Here is an 18,516-nt window from a genome sequence, read left to right as displayed (position 1 = left end):
CAATTGTACTTATCTCTTAGGAATTTTAATCACAATCTGATAATGATCATCAAAATCTTCTTCAGATGTATTAATATTCAACCCAGAACTAGAAACCATTTGAACGGATTGTCGAATCGTATTAAGAGCTAGGCGGACATCCTTCGTATAGGATACACGCTTTGATTTTTTCTTCTTATTGGATAGCTCTTTAAGGAACTGAATGCGAATCTCAGTTTGTTTCACATTTAATTCCTTCGTAATGATTTCATCTAACACCTTCAACTGGAGTTCTTCCGTATCGAGTACCAATAAAGCCCTTGCATGTCGCTCAGTAATCTTGCGTTCTAGTAATGCAGTCTTAATAGGTTCAGATAATTGTAGTAAACGAATTTTATTAGCGATTGTTGATTGACTCTTACCTAATCGCTGTGCAAGACTTTCCTGCGTTAAGTTTTGAATCTCAATAAGCTGTTGATAGGCTACTGCCTCTTCTATTGCGGTTAGATTCTCACGTTGTAAGTTTTCAATTAATGCGATCGAAGCAGACTGTGAATCATTAAATTCACGTATGATCGCAGGTATAGTTTCTAATCCTAGTTTCTTTACTGCTCTTAGACGTCTTTCACCAGCAATAAGCTCATATTGATTATTTCTTATCCGAACAACAATGGGTTGTATTACACCATGCGTACGAATCGTACGACATAGTTCTTCTAATCGATCATCACTAAAAATCGTTCTAGGTTGATATGGACTAGGAATAATATCATTAACTGATATATTCTTAACTTCATCTGTTGGTTCTTTCTCCGTTAAACCAAAAAGCTTAGAGAATTGTTCTTTCATTTTATAAAACCACCCTACTTCCCCACGAAAATTTTGCGCATGAACCTAGAGATAACAACCTATGAGTTCGGTATATGTATAAAATAATAAATTAATACTAGAAGAAACTGTTTCACCGTCTTCAAAAGACGAATGGGTTTCTTAAAGCGATAATTAGAATTTATGATCTGAAAAATATTAATTCTATATCACTGAAGAAAGTCTTAGATAGCTCATAAGAAAACCTTAATAATAGGATACCATACTTGGTTAGTAAATCTATAATAATATCTTAGATGCTAGATAGCTATATATTCGCCATAAATGAGCAAAACTCCTGCCCGCTCATCATTGAGGGGCATGAGTATAATGATAATGATTGTTTCACGTGGAACATTATAATACAATGTTGAAATGTGATTTAGAAAAGGTAATTTTAAAAATAGCTACAGAAGAATCAATTTCATAATACCTTTAGCTGCTTCAATCGGGAGTATATATAGATCAAAACGGTTTAATTTGTCTATATATAGTTTCAATTTATCCATTTAGATCAGTTATGAAATTGACTCAGATAATGATTTGATGTAAATAGGTATAAGTATAATTAAATTCAGCTATTTTTTTACTTAATTTTACATTAATAACATAATAAGTAAATCAAGTGATATCTAATCACTAACTCTAACCACAACTCTACAAGATGAACTTTTTTTAAATCCAGATGGTGGTCAGAATCATAATCAGTATTATCTACTGTTCCACTTACATCATAATTCTTACTTAATTAGCGGCTGCTTTAAAGGTGTCCCTGCTTTACGTGGATACTTATACGGAGTAGGCGCAAGTTTAGCAATACGCACAAAATGTCTTACTCCCTCAACTACAGGCAGCTCCATCCGGTCAGTTCCAATTCGCTTCGCTCTAAGCTCCTTCAAGCTATAATTAGATTCATCGATCTCATCAGCGACCTCTGAACCCTTCATAGCAACGAACATACCACCTGGCTTAGTAAATGGTAAACAGAATTCATTAAGCGCGCTTAGCCTAGCCACAGCACGTGCAGTAGCTAGATCATATTGATCGCGGTGCTCCGGAAGACGAGCTATATCCTCTGCCCTACCATGAACACACTGTACATTTTCTAGTCCTAGCGCGTCCGTTAAGTGTTTAAGGAAAATAATACGCTTATTCAATGAATCGACAATGGTCAGTTGCAAGTCTGGGAATATAATCTTAAGTGGAATACCTGGGAATCCCGCTCCAGAACCAATGTCAGCCATTGTTCGAATCTGATTCATATCAATATGAAAAGCAAGCGATATAGAGTCGTAAAAATGCTTCCAATAAACCTCTGCTCGTTCCGTGATCGCAGTTAGATTGATCTTCTCATTCCACTCCACTAGCTCTTTATAATAAATTTCAAATTGCTCTAATTGGCGATCAGATAATGTAATGCCATGCTTCTTAAGCTCATCCGTAAATAGTTGTATTAATTCATCCATGCTGTTCTCTTCCCTCATCTTGTGCTCTTGCTGCAGTTACACGATTGTAATGCTCTAGATAAACAAGCAAAATCGCAATATCGGCAGGTGTTACACCAGCAATACGAGTTGCTTGACCGATCGAAACAGGTCGGATTTTGGCAAGTTTTTGTTTAGCTTCCGTTGCAATACTATAAATATCTTCATATCTAATATCCTCAGGGATCTTCTTCAGCTCCATCTTCCGAAGCTTGTTAACCTGAATTAATTGCTTATCAATATAACCCGCATATTTCGTTTGAATTTCAACCTGCTCCTTCATATCGCTACTTAGCTCAACCGGTGAAGGTGAGATTTGCTCAATATGACTGTAGAGAATTTCGGGTCTACGAAGCAAAGCAATTAAATCAATTGCATTATTTAAAGGAGCAGAATTTAGCTCCTCGAGTAAGCTTACAAGCTTCTCATCAGGGCGAGCTTTCGTCGTTTGTAAACGAATGATTTCTTGCTCAACAAGTTCTTTTTTGTTCAAAAATGCTTGATAACGCTCTTCAGTAATTAATCCGATCTTGTGTCCAATTGGCGTTAAGCGCATGTCAGCATTGTCGTGACGTAGTAATAAGCGGTATTCTGCACGAGACGTTAATAAGCGGTAAGGCTCATTCGTACCTTTCGTTACTAGATCATCGATTAACACCCCAATATAGCCTTCAGAGCGATCTAATATAACAGATTCTTTGCCCAGCACCTTACATGCAGCATTGATCCCAGCCATAACACCTTGACCAGCAGCTTCTTCATAGCCTGAAGTTCCATTAATCTGACCAGCTGTGAACAAACCAGAAATCAGCTTGGTTTCTAAAGTAGGTTTCAGCTGTGTAGGAACAACTGCATCATATTCGATTGCATACCCTGTTCTCATCATATCGACTTTCTCTAAGCCAGGAATCGTTCGTAGAATTCGAAGCTGAACCTCCTCAGGCATCGAAGTTGATAGTCCCTGAACATAATATTCAGATGTGTTACGTCCCTCAGGCTCAAGGAATATCTGATGCTTAGGCTTATCTGCGAAACGGATAATTTTATCTTCAATTGAAGGGCAATATCTCGGTCCTGTACCTTCAATTACACCAGTAAACATAGGCGCGCGGTGTAGGTTCTCTGTAATTACTTGATGTGTATCTTCAGACGTATAGGTTAACCAGCATGGCAACTGATCCTTCGTACCCGTAGTCGTTTCATAAGAGAAGAACTTAGGTTCATCATCACCTGGTTGAATTGTCGTTTTATCAAAATCAATCGTATCCTTATGCACACGTGGTGGAGTCCCCGTTTTAAAACGAACGAGATCAAATCCAAGCTTTTTTAAACTCTCAGATAATTTAATGGAAGGCTGTTGGTTGTTAGGACCACTCTCATACAATAATTCGCCCATGATCACCTTACCACGCAAGTACGTGCCTGTAGTAAGTACAACTGCTTTGGCATTAAACTGAGCACCTGTCATCGTGATGACACCTGTGCAGACGCCCTCTTCAACAACAAGCTCATCCACCATACCTTGACGAAGCGTTAGATTAGGTGTTCTCTCAATAGTTTCTTTCATAGCATGTTGATACATGAACTTATCTGCTTGTGCACGTAGTGCGTGAACTGCAGGGCCTTTACCTGTATTGAGCATTCTCATCTGGATATAGGTTTTATCGATGTTACGTCCCATCTCTCCACCTAGTGCATCAATTTCACGTACAACATGTCCTTTAGCTGGCCCTCCAATGGATGGATTACATGGCATAAAGGCAACCATATCTAAATTAATCGTAAGCAGCAATGTGTTGCAGCCCATACGAGCAGCAGCTAGTGCCGATTCGCAGCCAGCATGCCCAGCTCCAATTACAATCACATCATATTCACCAGCTACATAATTCATTCTCTTACTAGCCCCCTCTATCTCAGTTCAATTTGTTCATCTATTCTACAGAATATCTAGCTTTTATTTACCCAAACAGAACTGCGAGAAAATCTGATCAATCAGTGATTCTGCTACCGAGTCACCAATCACTTCTCCTAGCTGTTCCCATGCTGTTCGAATGTCTATCTGAATCATATCAATCGGTACATACTGTTCATTCGCTACCAGTGCATCATCTAAGGATCGCTTAGCCTGCTTCAGCAAATGAATATGCCGCACATTACTCACATAAGTTAAATCGCTGCCTTCAATACTACCCTCAAAGAACATCAGAGAAATTGCTCGCTCAAGATCAGCAAGACCTTTATCTTCTATCAAAGATAACTCAACAATTCGCTCAGGGGCAAAATAAGATTCAATCACAGAACGATCCAACGCAACTGGAAGGTCCATTTTATTCAGAATAACAATTGCTTGTTTGTTTTTGACAAGCTCAATCATGGCTAGATCTTCATCTTGTAAACGATCTGCTTGACTCACCATAAAGAGAATCAAATCAGCATCGAGTAATGCAGAACGTGAACGTTCCACACCCATCTGTTCAACAATATCTTCTGTCTCCCGAATTCCTGCAGTATCAAGTAACTTCAGAGGAATACCACCAATGTTCACATACTCCTCTATTACATCTCGTGTTGTCCCCGGTATATCCGTTACAATCGCTCGGTTATCTTGAGCTAGTGCATTTAATAAAGAGGATTTGCCGACATTCGGTTTACCCACGATCGCTGTCACAATACCTTCTCTTAATATTTTACCCTGCTCAGCTGTATGTAATAAAGTATCAATTTGCGCATTCACATGATCGCATTTGGTTTGAATAAAAGCATTCGTCATTTCTTCTACATCATGCTCTGGATAATCAATATTCACTTCAATATGTGCCATTAGCTCAACAAGCTCATATCGAAGCTCTTTAATTCGTTTCGATAGGTTTCCCTCCACCTGTTTCAGGGCAACGCTAAAAGCACGGTCTGATTTTGCTCGAATCAAATCAATTACCGCTTCTGCTTGTGTAAGATCGATTCGTCCGTTAAGAAAAGCACGTTTGGTAAACTCTCCTGGTTCAGCTAATCGTGCACCTTGCGATAATAAGAGATCAAGTACCTTTCGTACAGATACGATCCCCCCATGACAACTAACTTCGACCACATTCTCCATTGTAAAGGAGCGCGGTGCAAGCATCACCGTAACAAGAACTTCTTCCAGCTTATCACCCGTGATGTTATCTATAATATAACCATAATGAACGGTATGCGTAGCCGCATCCGTTAGTTTTATTTTCGATTTAAATATACCATCCACTATTGCAACAGCATCGCTGCCGCTAACTCGAATAATTGCAATTCCACCTTCACCAAGTGGCGTTGAAATTGCCGCTATTGTATCGTTTAACATGTAAATCCACCTCTTATTGGCCAATACTAATAAATACGATATAACTACATCCATCTCACAATCAACTATAAGATAGATACACCTAAGAAAAAAGCAATGACGCTTCATACAAAAGTGTCATTGCTGTTCTTAGTCTTCATTCTAGAAGAAACGGTTATTTGGTAGATCAGACGACCCGCTTCTTATGGTTAACTCAGAAAGTCCACTTAAGCTCTCAGTGTAATGACAATTCGACGATTAGGTTCTTCGCCTTTCGAGAACGTTTTGACATTCGCATGATTCTGTAGCGCGCTATGAATCACCTTACGCTCCTGAGAATTCATCGGTTCGAGTACGACATCCTTCCGTGTTCGAATAACACGGCTTGCTAGCTTATTAGCTAACTCTTCAAGAGTCTGTCTACGACGTTCGCGGAAATTCTCAGCATCAAGCATAATACGAATGAATGAAGACGAATAACGATTAGCTACAATACCAACTAAGTATTGCAATGCATCTAAAGTTTGTCCTCTTTTGCCAATCAATATGCCGAGTTCAGGCCCTGAAAGCTCTAGTAGTGTGTAATCCTTATCTTTAGATCTCTTGATCGTCACAGAAATCTGCATAGCTTTCATTAAATCCTGTAAAAATAAAATTGCTTCCTCCACTGGATCTGGAATAAGCTCGAGCTCCACTTTCGCATTCTTAGAACCGATCAAACCTAAGAAGCCCTTGGTCGGTTGCTCCAAGACGTTCACCTTTACTCGGTCTTCCGTCACATTCAATTGCGCAAGTCCCGATTTGATAGCTTCTTCAATTGTTTTTGCAGACACAATCAAATTCTTCATCAGTACGTCACCCTTTGTTTTTGGACGCTTTTTTATTCGACTTTTTGGATCCTTTTGAAGATTGCTCTAGAACGGCTGTTTTCTTACCAATACCACCGTACATAAAATAATATTGAATAGATGTGAAAATATTACCATAAATCCAGTACAACGCCAATGCTGCAGGGAATTGAAGCGCCATTACGTAAATCATGACTGGGAAAATAAACATGATCATACGCATTTGAGCAGTCATCTGAGATTGCATGAACAATTGCTGAATGTAAGTTGTAATTGCAGCAATAATAGGTAGCCAAATTTTCTCTGGTTTATCAAGTACGAACCACAAGAAGTGTTGCCCTTGACCAACAATATTCGGATTCCGCATAATCGCTTGGTAGAGCGAGATAAGGATTGGCATTTGTACAAGTGCAGGTAAACAACCAGCAAGTGGGTTAACACCATTCTTCTGATAAAGCTTCATTGTCTCTTCTTGCATCTTCTTCGGATCCGCTTTAAAGTCTTCACGAAGCTTCTTCATCTCTGGTTGAAGTTCTTGCATTCTCTTAGAAGAGCGATATTGTTTAATCGACAAAGGTAAAATGAGTAATCGAATAAACACCGTAATTAAGAGAATAGCTAGTCCATATTGGTTAAACATGAGATCCGCAAACCAATCAAGCAAGTTAGCTAGTGGGATAATAAACCACTTTGTAAAAAAACTAGCGTCCTCATAATTTAATGGAGTCAACGTAGATGAACTGCAACCCGATAGGACAAGCAACATCAACGAAGCAGGTAACATAAGCAATAAACGTCGAGTCAAGGATTCTCCTCCTACTTCTTAAACTTTAATAATAAAGCTTGTATATTTCTTTTAGTAACCGGTTCACTGCTTGACAAATCTAACAGTTAAACTATATCATATTGGAACTTTTATTAAAAGGAGCCTTGCGAAACACATGCTTAATGCTTTTCTCTAGCTCTTGATACGACAAAGTGACGGCAGGTTTGCGTACAATTAAAATATAATCGTACCCTCCGACTAATTTACTTTTATTAAGACGTACAATTTCTTTGATCATTCGACGCATTCGATTACGAACGACAGCATTACCAATTTTCTTAGAAGCAGATATTCCTAATCGAAAATTTTCTTGGCTGGATCGTTTGTAATAATATAGTACGAACTGGTGATTAGCTACTGACTTACCAGTACGGTATACTTTTCCGAAATCTTCTCGCTTGGCGAGACGATACTCTCTCTCCATAAACCCCACTCCAAACGAAACCCTAATTACATAGCTATCTAATAGGAAGAAACACTAAAGTTATCTATTGAAAGCATACGCCATTAGCTATCCTTAACATAAACCTCATCATATAAACGACTGTTTTCACATACGTAATTCAATACGCTACAATTAACTTCAATTCTAAGAAGCAGTTTCACAAACTAATCGCAACTCTTATATAGAAAACAGACGTTTTTTTGTCTTAACCAACAAAAAAGACCACCGAACAGTGGTCCAACAATTTAAGCACTCAATACTTTTCTTCCTTTTAGACGACGAGCGCTAAGCACCTTACGGCCATTAGCAGTAGCCATTCTCTTACGGAAGCCATGATTCTTTTTACGTTTTCTTGTATTAGGTTGGAAAGTAGGACGCATCTATGTTGCACCTCCCTGTGAGGATCATTTCAATCCATAAAATTCTCTCAATATTAAACCATTTTTACAGGCAAAAGTCAACCTTTGTAAATTGAAGTCTTTGAAAGACTCCCTCATATAGTTACATACATGTGGATAAGATAAGCTTGTCCTTTAAATGTTATCCACCTAATAACTTGTGCATAACAAAATTATCCCCAAAATCGATTTATCCACCTAATTAACAGTTTATCCACAATATCTTGTGGTGTCGACAATTCTTGTACACAAGGTATGGAAATTGTGGATAAAACAAATGTTCCGTTGATTAAAGCGACTTATTCTGCTAAGATTATAATGTTTCAACTGTGTATTAACTCCTATCTCTCTCCGAATTACTAACAATCTGTGGATAACATTGTTGACAAGTCATCTTTTGGTTGAATTACTCATTATTAACAACCTTTATAATGTGGATAACTTAATTGAGATAAGATAAAATTACCTTCTTAATAATCGTTTGTTTTCTTTCAATTTGACAAAATGCTTTTTTTTTTGACATAAGGGGTGAATTAGGTGGAAGGCCATGAAAATGATATATGGCAGCACATATTGGCCATTATTCAAACCAAAGTAAGCCGGCCAAGCTTTGAAACATGGTTAAAAGCAACAAAAGCAAATTTTACCGCGAATTCAGCCATCATATTAACACCAAGTAATTTTGCTAAAGATTGGCTTGAGAGTCGCTACAATAAACTGATATCTGCAGCTATTGTCGAATACACAGGCAAAGAATATGAATTGAAATTCTTGATCGAGCAAGAAGAATTGTCCAAGACAACTAAATCTCTAAATCCTGTTTCCTCAGAGACACCTGGGCCGCGTAGCCCGGCAGAAGAACCTTATCCCCACATGATGAACGCACGCTATACGTTTGATACATTCGTTATAGGAGCAGGCAATCGATTCGCTCATGCTGCTTCTTTAGCAGTAGCAGAAGCACCAGCAAAAGCGTACAACCCTTTGTTTTTATATGGGGGTGTAGGTCTTGGTAAGACTCACTTAATGCATGCGATTGGACACTTTGTGTTAGAACATGATCCAACGGCTAAAGTACTCTATATCTCGTCCGAAAAATTCACAAATGAGTTCATTAATGCGATTCGGGACAACAAAGGTGAAGGCTTCCGTAATAAATATCGCAGTATCGATATCTTGCTTATTGATGATATTCAGTTTCTTGCTGGAAAAGAACGGATTCAAGAGGAATTCTTCCATACGTTCAATGCCCTACATGAGGAAGGCAAGCAAATTATTATATCCAGTGACCGCCCGCCCAAAGAGATTCCGACCTTAGAGGACAGGCTTCGTTCAAGATTTGAATGGGGTTTAATAACCGATATTCAGCCTCCTGATCTGGAGACTAGAATTGCGATTCTGAGAAAGAAAGCTAAAGCTGAGAATCTTGAAATTCCGAATGAAGCTATGGGATATATCGCAAACCAAATAGACACCAACATTCGTGAGCTTGAAGGAGCTCTAATCCGTGTTGTTGCCTATTCTTCACTGACGAATCAAGACATTAGCGTACATTTAGCTGCGGAAGCATTGAAGGATATCATTCCATCCTCTCGTCCAAGAGTCATTACGATCCAGGACATTCAACAGCGTGTTGGAGAGTTCTACGGTCTGAAATTAGAAGATTTTAAAGCGAGGAAACGAACTAAAGCTGTCGCATTCCCTAGACAAGTAGCCATGTATCTGGCAAGGGAACTAACCGACTTCTCTTTACCAAAGATTGGGGAAGCTTTTGGAGGTCGTGATCATACGACCGTCATCCATGCTCATGACAAAATTTCCGAGTGCCTCAAAGTCGACCCGGAACTCAATAAAGTTATCCACTCTTTAATCGAAAAAGCGAAAAATCCATCGTCATAAAATACACAGGCCTATGCACAATCTATTCACATGTGGATAGGCTTATTTAACGCCAGCTTCATCCACATATCCACATATTCAGTGCACCTACTACTACTATTACTTAATAAAACAATGTATTATAGAGCTATATGCCTAAGTTTAAGAATGCAGAACCACGGGAGTGAAATTATGAAATTTACGATTTTGAAAGATCAATTAAACGAATCCATCGGACATGTTGGCAAAGCGATCTCTAGCCGTACAACCATTCCTATTCTTACAGGAATCAAAATAGACGCAAACTTCAGTGGAGTTACTTTAACTGCTAGCGATACGGATATCTCTATTCAAAGCTTTATTCCTACGCAAGCAAATGATCTGACGATCGTTGAATTACAACTTCCCGGAAGTGTTGTATTACCAGCAAAGTTTTTTGCAGAGTTAATTCGTAAGCTCCCTTCTCAACAAATTGAGATTGAAGTTAAGAATCAATTCCAAACAACTGTTCGATCTGGATCATCAGAAGTACAGATCATGGGACTTGATCCTGAAGAATTTCCAATGCTTCCTCAAGTCGAGGAAAGCCGTATGTTCCAGGTACCAAGTGATATTCTTAAGACGATGATTAAACAAACCTCATTCGCTGTTTCAACCAATGAATCAACCCCTATTCTTACGGGTGTTTTATGGAACTTAGCAGACAGTAAACTTAAATTCGTTGGTTGTGATCGACATCGATTAGCTTCCCGCGAAATAAGTATTGATATGAGCATGACTGAGCGTCTTCCACAAATCGTAATCAGCGGTAAAACACTGAATGAATTAAGCAAAATTTTGCCTGATCAGAACAGTTTGATTGACATTGTTATTTCGGATAATCAAGCCTTGTTCAAGATTCACTCGATTTTATTCTATTCACGAATTTTGGATGGAACATATCCAGATACGACGAAACTAATTCCTCAAACCTTCAAGACAGAGCTTGTCGTCAAAACGAAAGAGCTTGCGGATGCGATCGACCGTGCCTATTTATTATCACGTGAAGATAAAACGAATATCGTCAATTTGATTATTAACGAGAACAAGACGATTGAAGTATCATCGCCTTCGACAGAGCTAGGTAAAGTAACCGAGCAAATTGAGATTCATTCAATCAATGGTGATTTATTACGAATCTCGTTTAACTCTAAATATATGCTTGATGCCTTGAAAGTCATCGATTCGGATTATATTTATATTGGCTTTACTGGCGCTATGCAGCCAATTATTATCAAACCCGAAGATGGCGCTGCGATTCTGCAATTGATATTGCCGTATCGAACACCACAATAAGGAGACTTGGAACCTAATGAAAAACATTGCCATTTCAACCGAATATATCACCTTAGGACAGTTCCTTAAGCTATCAGACTGCATTCAATCAGGCGGTCAAGCTAAGAGCTTTTTGCAAGAAGCAGAAGTGCTTGTGAATAATGAAAATGAGAATCGACGTGGACGTAAGCTGCGTGTAGATGACCTAATTGTAGTTGAGGGTTGCGGTGAATTTAAGGTTATAGCCAAAGAAGAGTAGCAAGAAGAAATGGTTTCACTGTCTATGAGACAGGTGTGTTTCTTAAGGTTGTTCTTAGAATTTATGAGTTTAGCGATATAAATTCTATACAACGGGCATAAACCAGGAGGTCGACTTTTGTTTCTCAAAAAACTGTCTGTCCGCAATTATCGTAACTATGATACGCTAGAACTAAATACGGATAGCAACGTAAATATATTTCTAGGATCCAATGCACAGGGAAAAACAAATTTACTAGAAGCTATTTATGTACTTGCTCTGACGAAATCACATCGTACGTTTCAAGATAAAGAATTAATTGGTTGGAATGCCGAATCCGCTTATATTGCAGCCGAGATCGATAAGAAATATGGTGCTTGTAAGCTGGAGTTATCGCTATCAACCAAAGGCAAGAGGGTCAAAATCAATGGGCTTGAGCAGCGTAAACTGAGTCAATTTATTGGCGCATTGAATATTGTTATGTTTGCCCCAGAGGATTTAGAAATCGTCAAAGGTAGTCCAGGCATAAGGCGTCGCTTTATGGATATGGAGATTGGGCAAGTCTATCCTAGCTATTTATATGACCTATCTCAGTATCAGAAAACCTTGCAACAGCGCAATAATATACTCAAGAATGCCTTTAAAGCGCCGCTAGATCTCGATATGTTAGCTGTCTGGGATGAACAGTTAGTCACCTACGGTGTTAAAATTATGAAAAAACGTCAAAACTTTATAGTAAAGTTACAAAAATGGGCAGCCCAGATACATTCTGACATCACAAATGGCAGTGAACAGCTGAAAGTAACGTATTGCCCATCTTTTACGGACTCTGAAGAAATAGACGAAGCTGTTGTATTTGAGCAATTTATGGTAAAGTTATCTAAGATAAGGGATCAGGAAATGCGTAGAGGTGCTACGCTTTTGGGTCCGCATCGGGATGATTTACTTTTTTTTATAAATGGCAAAGAAGTACAAACGTACGGTTCTCAAGGGCAGCAGCGAACTACTGCACTGTCGTTAAAGCTAGCTGAACTCGAACTCATGTACGAGGAAGTCGGAGAATATCCGATACTTTTACTTGATGATGTGTTGTCTGAACTGGATGAATATAGACAAACAAAGCTGATCCAAACCTTTCAAAGTAAAATTCAGACTTTTATTACGACAACAGGGCTTGAGAGCGTGCACCTGGATCAACTAAACAACGCTTCGATTTTTCATGTGAATAGCGGTAGTATAACCAAGTAAAATTATTAATTTCAGTAAATTTAAGTGAGTACCTAGATTACGTCTATACTTTCTCGTAATTACTTTAAGAAACGCCTTCATCCTACAAAGACGGTACATCCGTTTTTTCTTGTTGATATAGAATTTATAACGTTCAGTTCATAAATTCTGAGTATCACCTTAAGAAACGCATCCGCCCTCGAAAGGACGGCTAAACGGTTTTTCTTGGCCAAATTGTTAAGGAGTTGATAAATTGTTTATCCATTTGGGGGGCGAGAAAATGATTCGTTCTTCTGAGTTAATCGCTATATTTGATTTATCCATCGAGAAAACCTCGAAAGTATCAAAGGCGTTCATTGCATATGCGAACAAAGAACATCGCATTGAAGTCATTGGCGAAGAGGAAAGTAAATCATTGATCGTAACCTTAAATAAAATTTATTATTCTCCAATCTCAACCTCGACACTTAAGAAACGTGCTCGATATTTGTTAGTTGATCAGAAAATCTGACCAACCTCAAGAATTGCATCTAACCTGGTAGGAATTGTACTCACATTTCTACTGGGTTGATCCCAATATATAGATTAGCTATTTATTGACTATAGAAAAAGCAGGTGAACGCAAAGTGTCCGAAACTCATAACAGTTATGACGAAAGTCAGATTCAGGTTCTCGAAGGGCTAGAGGCGGTTCGAAAACGCCCGGGAATGTACATTGGTTCGACTAGCGCCAGGGGGCTTCATCACTTAGTGTGGGAAGTCGTTGACAACTCGATTGACGAGGCGCTCGCGGGTTTCTGTACTAGAATCGATGTCATTGTACACAAAGACAATTCGATTACCGTAATTGATAATGGCCGCGGGATTCCAGTAGGCTTGAACGAGAAGTTGCAGAAGACTACGGTTGAGGTTGTACTTACTGTGCTGCATGCTGGTGGTAAATTTGGCGGCGATGGATACAAGGTATCAGGAGGTTTACATGGTGTCGGTGTGTCTGTTGTTAATGCGCTGTCTGAACAATTGATTATAACGGTTAAGCGTGATGGCAAAGTGTATCAACAAGAATACCATCGCGGTGCACCTCAGTATGACTTGAGAGAAATCGGTGAAGCGGAAGAGAACGAAACAGGAACAATGGTTCGTTTTAAGCCGGATCACGAGATTTTCACTGAAACAACGGAATATCAATACGAGACTTTGCAAGGGCGTATTCGCGAACTTGCCTTCTTGAATAAAGGTCTTGAAATTAATTTAACCGATGAACGTACAGATCAATCAGAGAGCTTCATGTTTGAGGGTGGAATTATCTCGTTCGTGGAGTATTTAAACCGTAATCGTATTCCAGTGAATGAAGTTCCAATTTTCACAGAGGGTATGAAAGATGGCATTTCTGTTGAAGTTGCGATTCAATATAACGATTCCTATACCGAAAATATATATTCATTTGCGAACAACATTCATACACATGAAGGTGGAACGCATGAATCTGGGTTTAAGAGCGCATTAACCCGAATATTGAATGACTATGCGCGTAAGTTTAATGCATTAAGAGATGCAGATTCTAACCTTTCTGGAGATGATGTCCGTGAAGGGATGACCGCCATTATTTCGGTCAAAATTCCAGATCCACAATTCGAGGGACAAACGAAGACGAAGCTTGGTAACTCGGAAGTGCGTGGAATTGTAGAATCCTTATTCGCAGAGAAATTACAGATGTTTCTTGAGGAAAATCCGGCAACAGCTAAGAAAATTATTGAAAAGGGTGTACAAGCAGCAAGAGCACGTGAAGCTGCACGTAAAGCACGTGAGCTTACACGCCGCAAAGGTGCACTCGAGGTCAGCTCGCTACCAGGTAAGCTAGCAGACTGCTCATCTAAGGACGCTTCGATTTCTGAGCTCTTTATTGTCGAAGGGGACTCTGCCGGTGGATCAGCTAAGAATGGACGGGATCGTCATTTCCAAGCTATTTTGCCACTACGGGGTAAAATTCTTAACGTTGAGAAGGCTAGACTAGATCGCATTCTATCCAATGCGGAGATTCGTGCCATGATTACAGCGTTAGGAACAGGGATATCCGAGGATTTTGATATAACTAAAGCACGTTACCACAAAATTGTTATCATGACTGATGCCGATGTCGACGGTGCGCATATTCGTACTTTGATGCTCACGTTCTTCTATCGTTACATGCGCAAGCTGATTGAAGCAGGCTACGTGTACATTGCACAGCCACCTCTTTTCAAGCTAGAGCGTAATAAAGTAATCCGTTATGCTTATAATGATCGCCAGAAGGATGAGATTTTGGCTGAATTCGGTGAAAATGTGAAAGTTAACATGCAGCGTTACAAAGGACTTGGTGAGATGGACAAGACTCAGCTTTGGGAGACAACTATGGACCCAGAGGCTCGTACATTGCTTCAAGTAACCATTGATGATGCCATGTTTGCAGACCAAATGTTCGATACACTTATGGGTGATAATGTTGAACCACGTCGCGAATTTATTCAGAAGCACGCTAAATATGTGAAAAATTTAGATGTCTAGGTTCTGTGATAAAAATCGATAGAACTAGAATGGTTCCTACGAAATATTTAGTTATATAGAATTTATATTGCAACACTCATGAAATTCTAAATATAACCTAGAGAAACGTATCCGCCCTTATACAGGATGGGGAATTAGTTTCTTTATGCAGGAGGTAAAGGATGACCGAGGAGAGGAATTCACAAATCAAGGAAATAGATATCGGGTATGAAATGCGCACATCGTTTATGGACTATGCGATGAGTATTATCGTTAGTCGTGCATTACCTGATGTTCGGGATGGTTTGAAGCCTGTTCACCGTCGTATTCTATACGCAATGGCTGATCTTGGTATGTCTCCTGATAAACCGTATAAGAAATCAGCGAGAATTGTAGGGGAAGTTCTAGGTAAGTACCATCCGCATGGTGATTCGTCCGTATATGGAACGATGGTTCGTATGGCACAGGATTTCTCACTTCGATATATGCTTGTCGATGGTCACGGTAACTTCGGTTCGATTGATGGAGACTTTGCAGCAGCGATGCGTTATACAGAATCCCGTCTATCCAAAATCGCAATGGAATTATTGCGTGATTTGAATAAAGATACCGTTGATTTTATACCCAACTATGACGGTGAAGAGAAGGAGCCTGCGGTTCTACCATCCAGATTCCCTAACTTACTAGTTAATGGTGTGTCGGGTATCGCGGTTGGTATGGCTACCAACATTCCACCTCATAACTTAGGTGAAGTAATCGATGGGATACAGCTGCTTATTCGTAAACCTGATGTGACTTCGCTTGAGTTAATGAGCGCGATCAAAGGTCCTGACTTCCCAACGGGTGGGTTAATTCTAGGTCGTGAGGGCATTAAGCAAGCATATGCAACTGGTCGTGGATCGGTTACAATGCGCGCAAGAGCTGAGATCGAAGAAGTTGGCGGTAAGGCTAGGATTATTGTCACGGAAATCCCTTATCAAGTTAACAAAGCTCGGTTAGTTGAGAAGATTGCAGAGCTTGTTCGTGAAAAAAGAATCGAAGGTATTACCGATTTACGTGATGAATCTGACAGAGTGGGTATGCGAATCGTGATTGAATTACGTCGCGATGTAAATCCAAGTGTCGTATTGAATAACCTGTACAAGCATACGGCTTTACAGTCTAATTTCGGTATTATCATGATCGCACTTGTGAACGGAGAGCCTAAGGTACTCAATCTTCGTGATATATTGCATTACTATTTACTTCACCAAGAAGAAGTAATTCGACGCCGTACACAGTTTGAACTGAGGAAAGCTGAGACGCGTGCTCATATTCTAGAAGGTTTACGTATTGCGCTTGATCACATCGATGAAGTTATCGCTATTGTTCGTCGTTCTCGTACAACAGAAGAAGCTCGTGAAGGATTAATGGAACGGTTTGGTCTATCAACAGAACAGGCGCAAGCTATTGTTGATATGAGACTCCGTAACTTAACTGGCCTCGAACGCGAAAAGATTGATGCTGAGTATGCAGAGCTTATGCTCTTAATCGCAGAATTGAAATCTATTCTCGCTGATGAACAGAAGGTTCTTGCTATTATTAGCGAAGAACTGGAAGAAATTAAAGAGAAGTACAATGATCCACGTCGCAGCGAAATAACGATTGGTCATGAAGCAATCGAAGATGAAGATTTAATTCCACGTGAAGAAGTCGTTATTACAATTTCACATACGGGTTATATCAAGCGTCTTCCAGTTACGACCTATCGTTCACAAAAACGTGGTGGTCGTGGTGTGGTAGGGATGGATACGAAGGTAGATGATTTTGTTGAGCATCTATTCGTAACGAATTCACATCATCACTTACTGTTCTTCACGGATAAGGGTAAAGTTTATAGGCTAAAAGCTTATGAAATTCCTGAACTGGGCCGAACTGCACGTGGAACACCAATTATCAACCTGATCCAAATTGAACAAGGTGAGAAAATTAGCGCCATTGTTCCGGTTGAGGGCTTTGATAGTGAGGAATACTTGTTCTTTGGTACACGTCAGGGTGTAGTGAAGAAAACGCCACTGAGTGACTTCAAGAACATTCGTAAAGTAGGGCTTATTGCTCTAGGTCTTCGTGAAGATGATGAGTTAATTGATGTGAAGCTGACAGACGGCAAACAAGAACTCATTATGGCAACGAAGGAAGGCCTGTCCATTCGTTTCCCTGAAGCAGATGTTCGCTCAATGGGTCGTACCGCTACTGGCGTGAAGGGGATTCAGCTTGGCAAAGAGGATATCGTAATTGCGATGGACGTTGTCAATGAAGATGAGACAGTCTTAATTGTTACCTCCAAAGGCTTCGGTAAACGGACGCCTGTATCTGAATACCGAATTCAGACACGTGGTGGTAAAGGGATTAAGACGCTTAACGTAACAGCTAAGAATGGTTTTGTAGTCGGACTCAAAGTTGTTCGTGAAGACGAAGATTTAATGATCATCACGACTTCAGGTACCTTGATCCGTACAAGCATGGCTGGTATTTCGATCATGGGTCGTAATACACAAGGTGTTAAACTGATTAACACAAGAGAAGATGATGAAGTATCAACTTTAGCTCGTGTTAATAAAAGTGAAGAAACCGATGAAGATTTAGAAGACGAAGAATTCGTCGATTAAATATACGTCTAAAGAAGTAGCGCCCTTACCAGAGCCGATAGGCTCAGGTAAGGGCGTTTTTATTAGGAGAGAACTCTTATAAGGCACGGCAACAGGAACATTCACTCCAAACTAACCCTCTAAATAATGAGTAGGATAGATCGGTTTAGCTGTATAAATGTTGTTAGTATTCCTTTATTATATTTCGAATCAAATAATGTTTGACAGTGTGTAGCCATACATGCTATATTAAGTGTCCGCCGTTGAATCGGCAACATTCGACACAGAGAAAAACAAGCTTTATAACGAACCAGTCATTAATTGGTAAAAAATAAAACTTGCAATCAACTAGTCAAATGTGATATATTAATCAAGTCGCCGCTGAACGAAACGGCAACGAAAACAAAACAAATTGTCCTTTGAAAACTGAACAACGAGTGAAGAAATACAAGAGGTTATTAACCTCAAAACGTTGAGAGAACGAGCGCTTCGGCGTAAGTGATTGAGACAAGCTAGCAAGAAATTTTGAGCAATCAGCTCTAATTATAGCAAG

General features: G+C 39.5%; 15 protein-coding genes. 7 read left to right on the top strand and 8 right to left on the bottom strand.

Features of this window, described 5'->3' with window-relative positions; translation table 11 throughout:
- Nucleotides 1-9: 9 nt before the first annotated feature.
- The 8 genes from noc to rpmH all read right to left on the bottom strand — a co-directional run bounded on the left by noc (nt 10) and on the right by rpmH (nt 8,139).
- Nucleotides 10-828: a nucleoid occlusion protein gene (gene noc / locus AC1DOK_RS02705; RefSeq protein ID WP_477552697.1), complete on the bottom strand. Its 819-nt coding sequence runs from the start codon at nt 826-828 to the stop codon at nt 10-12.
- A 758-nt stretch (nt 829-1,586) separates the two neighbouring features.
- Complete coding sequence (gene rsmG / locus AC1DOK_RS02700) at nt 1,587-2,312, bottom strand: 16S rRNA (guanine(527)-N(7))-methyltransferase RsmG (protein WP_477552696.1); 726 nt, start codon at nt 2,310-2,312, stop codon at nt 1,587-1,589.
- On the bottom strand, nt 2,305-4,221 hold the full coding sequence (gene mnmG, locus AC1DOK_RS02695; protein ID WP_477552695.1) for a tRNA uridine-5-carboxymethylaminomethyl(34) synthesis enzyme MnmG: 1,917 nt from the start codon (nt 4,219-4,221) through the stop codon (nt 2,305-2,307). The genes rsmG and mnmG overlap by 8 nt, the downstream gene beginning before the upstream one ends.
- A gap of 63 nt (nt 4,222-4,284) precedes the next feature.
- A complete protein-coding gene (mnmE, locus tag AC1DOK_RS02690; RefSeq protein WP_477552694.1) occupies nt 4,285-5,661 on the bottom strand; it encodes a tRNA uridine-5-carboxymethylaminomethyl(34) synthesis GTPase MnmE in 1,377 nt (458 codons plus the stop codon).
- Between the two features lie 206 nt (nt 5,662-5,867).
- Nucleotides 5,868-6,488 carry an RNA-binding cell elongation regulator Jag/EloR gene (jag, locus tag AC1DOK_RS02685; RefSeq protein WP_477552693.1) on the bottom strand — a complete coding sequence of 207 codons (621 nt, stop codon included), beginning with the start codon at nt 6,486-6,488 and terminating at the stop codon, nt 5,868-5,870.
- Between the two features lie 7 nt (nt 6,489-6,495).
- The gene (locus tag AC1DOK_RS02680; RefSeq protein WP_477552692.1) at nt 6,496-7,293 is read right to left on the bottom strand and encodes a YidC/Oxa1 family membrane protein insertase; all 798 of its coding nucleotides are present in this window, start codon (nt 7,291-7,293) and stop codon (nt 6,496-6,498) included.
- A 91-nt stretch (nt 7,294-7,384) separates the two neighbouring features.
- The gene (gene rnpA, locus AC1DOK_RS02675) at nt 7,385-7,738 is read right to left on the bottom strand and encodes a ribonuclease P protein component (protein WP_477552691.1); all 354 of its coding nucleotides are present in this window, start codon (nt 7,736-7,738) and stop codon (nt 7,385-7,387) included.
- A 266-nt stretch (nt 7,739-8,004) separates the two neighbouring features.
- Nucleotides 8,005-8,139, bottom strand: a complete 135-nt coding sequence (gene rpmH, locus AC1DOK_RS02670; RefSeq protein WP_477552690.1) for a 50S ribosomal protein L34 — start codon at nt 8,137-8,139, stop codon at nt 8,005-8,007.
- 555 nt (nt 8,140-8,694) lie between these two features.
- Between rpmH and dnaA the strand changes: the two genes are divergently transcribed.
- The 7 genes from dnaA to gyrA all read left to right on the top strand — a co-directional run bounded on the left by dnaA (nt 8,695) and on the right by gyrA (nt 17,984).
- Complete coding sequence (dnaA, locus tag AC1DOK_RS02665) at nt 8,695-10,056, top strand: chromosomal replication initiator protein DnaA (RefSeq protein WP_477552689.1); 1,362 nt, start codon at nt 8,695-8,697, stop codon at nt 10,054-10,056.
- 171 nt (nt 10,057-10,227) lie between these two features.
- The gene (gene dnaN, locus AC1DOK_RS02660; RefSeq protein WP_477552688.1) at nt 10,228-11,370 is read left to right on the top strand and encodes a DNA polymerase III subunit beta; all 1,143 of its coding nucleotides are present in this window, start codon (nt 10,228-10,230) and stop codon (nt 11,368-11,370) included.
- A gap of 16 nt (nt 11,371-11,386) precedes the next feature.
- On the top strand, nt 11,387-11,608 hold the full coding sequence (yaaA, locus tag AC1DOK_RS02655) for a S4 domain-containing protein YaaA (protein ID WP_477552687.1): 222 nt from the start codon (nt 11,387-11,389) through the stop codon (nt 11,606-11,608).
- A 117-nt stretch (nt 11,609-11,725) separates the two neighbouring features.
- Entirely contained in the window at nt 11,726-12,835 is a 1,110-nt protein-coding gene (gene recF / locus AC1DOK_RS02650; RefSeq protein WP_477552686.1) for a DNA replication/repair protein RecF, read from the top strand.
- A gap of 232 nt (nt 12,836-13,067) precedes the next feature.
- On the top strand, nt 13,068-13,325 hold the full coding sequence (remB, locus tag AC1DOK_RS02645; protein WP_477552685.1) for an extracellular matrix regulator RemB: 258 nt from the start codon (nt 13,068-13,070) through the stop codon (nt 13,323-13,325).
- A gap of 115 nt (nt 13,326-13,440) precedes the next feature.
- Nucleotides 13,441-15,357: a DNA topoisomerase (ATP-hydrolyzing) subunit B gene (gyrB, locus tag AC1DOK_RS02640; RefSeq protein ID WP_477553085.1), complete on the top strand. Its 1,917-nt coding sequence runs from the start codon at nt 13,441-13,443 to the stop codon at nt 15,355-15,357.
- A gap of 161 nt (nt 15,358-15,518) precedes the next feature.
- Nucleotides 15,519-17,984: a DNA gyrase subunit A gene (gene gyrA / locus AC1DOK_RS02635; RefSeq protein ID WP_477552684.1), complete on the top strand. Its 2,466-nt coding sequence runs from the start codon at nt 15,519-15,521 to the stop codon at nt 17,982-17,984.
- Nucleotides 17,985-18,516 lie beyond the last annotated feature (532 nt).

Source organism: Paenibacillus sp. P5_B5 (genome assembly GCF_056400365.1).
The sequence above is the reverse complement of the archived record's forward strand: the minus strand, read 5'-3'. Positions and strand labels throughout refer to the sequence as shown.

What these genes read in the sequence shown, in the direction of transcription:
- noc (WP_477552697.1), bottom strand. Translation starts at nt 828, where the DNA reads ATGAAAGAACAATTCTCTAAGCTTTTTGGTTTAACGGAGAAAGAACCA.
- rsmG (WP_477552696.1), bottom strand. Translation starts at nt 2,312, where the DNA reads ATGGATGAATTAATACAACTATTTACGGATGAGCTTAAGAAGCATGGC.
- mnmG (WP_477552695.1), bottom strand. Translation starts at nt 4,221, where the DNA reads ATGAATTATGTAGCTGGTGAATATGATGTGATTGTAATTGGAGCTGGG.
- mnmE (WP_477552694.1), bottom strand. Translation starts at nt 5,661, where the DNA reads ATGTTAAACGATACAATAGCGGCAATTTCAACGCCACTTGGTGAAGGT.
- jag (WP_477552693.1), bottom strand. Translation starts at nt 6,488, where the DNA reads ATGAAGAATTTGATTGTGTCTGCAAAAACAATTGAAGAAGCTATCAAA.
- rnpA (WP_477552691.1), bottom strand. Translation starts at nt 7,738, where the DNA reads ATGGAGAGAGAGTATCGTCTCGCCAAGCGAGAAGATTTCGGAAAAGTA.
- rpmH (WP_477552690.1), bottom strand. Translation starts at nt 8,139, where the DNA reads ATGCGTCCTACTTTCCAACCTAATACAAGAAAACGTAAAAAGAATCAT.
- dnaN (WP_477552688.1), top strand. Translation starts at nt 10,228, where the DNA reads ATGAAATTTACGATTTTGAAAGATCAATTAAACGAATCCATCGGACAT.
- yaaA (WP_477552687.1), top strand. Translation starts at nt 11,387, where the DNA reads ATGAAAAACATTGCCATTTCAACCGAATATATCACCTTAGGACAGTTC.
- gyrA (WP_477552684.1), top strand. Translation starts at nt 15,519, where the DNA reads ATGACCGAGGAGAGGAATTCACAAATCAAGGAAATAGATATCGGGTAT.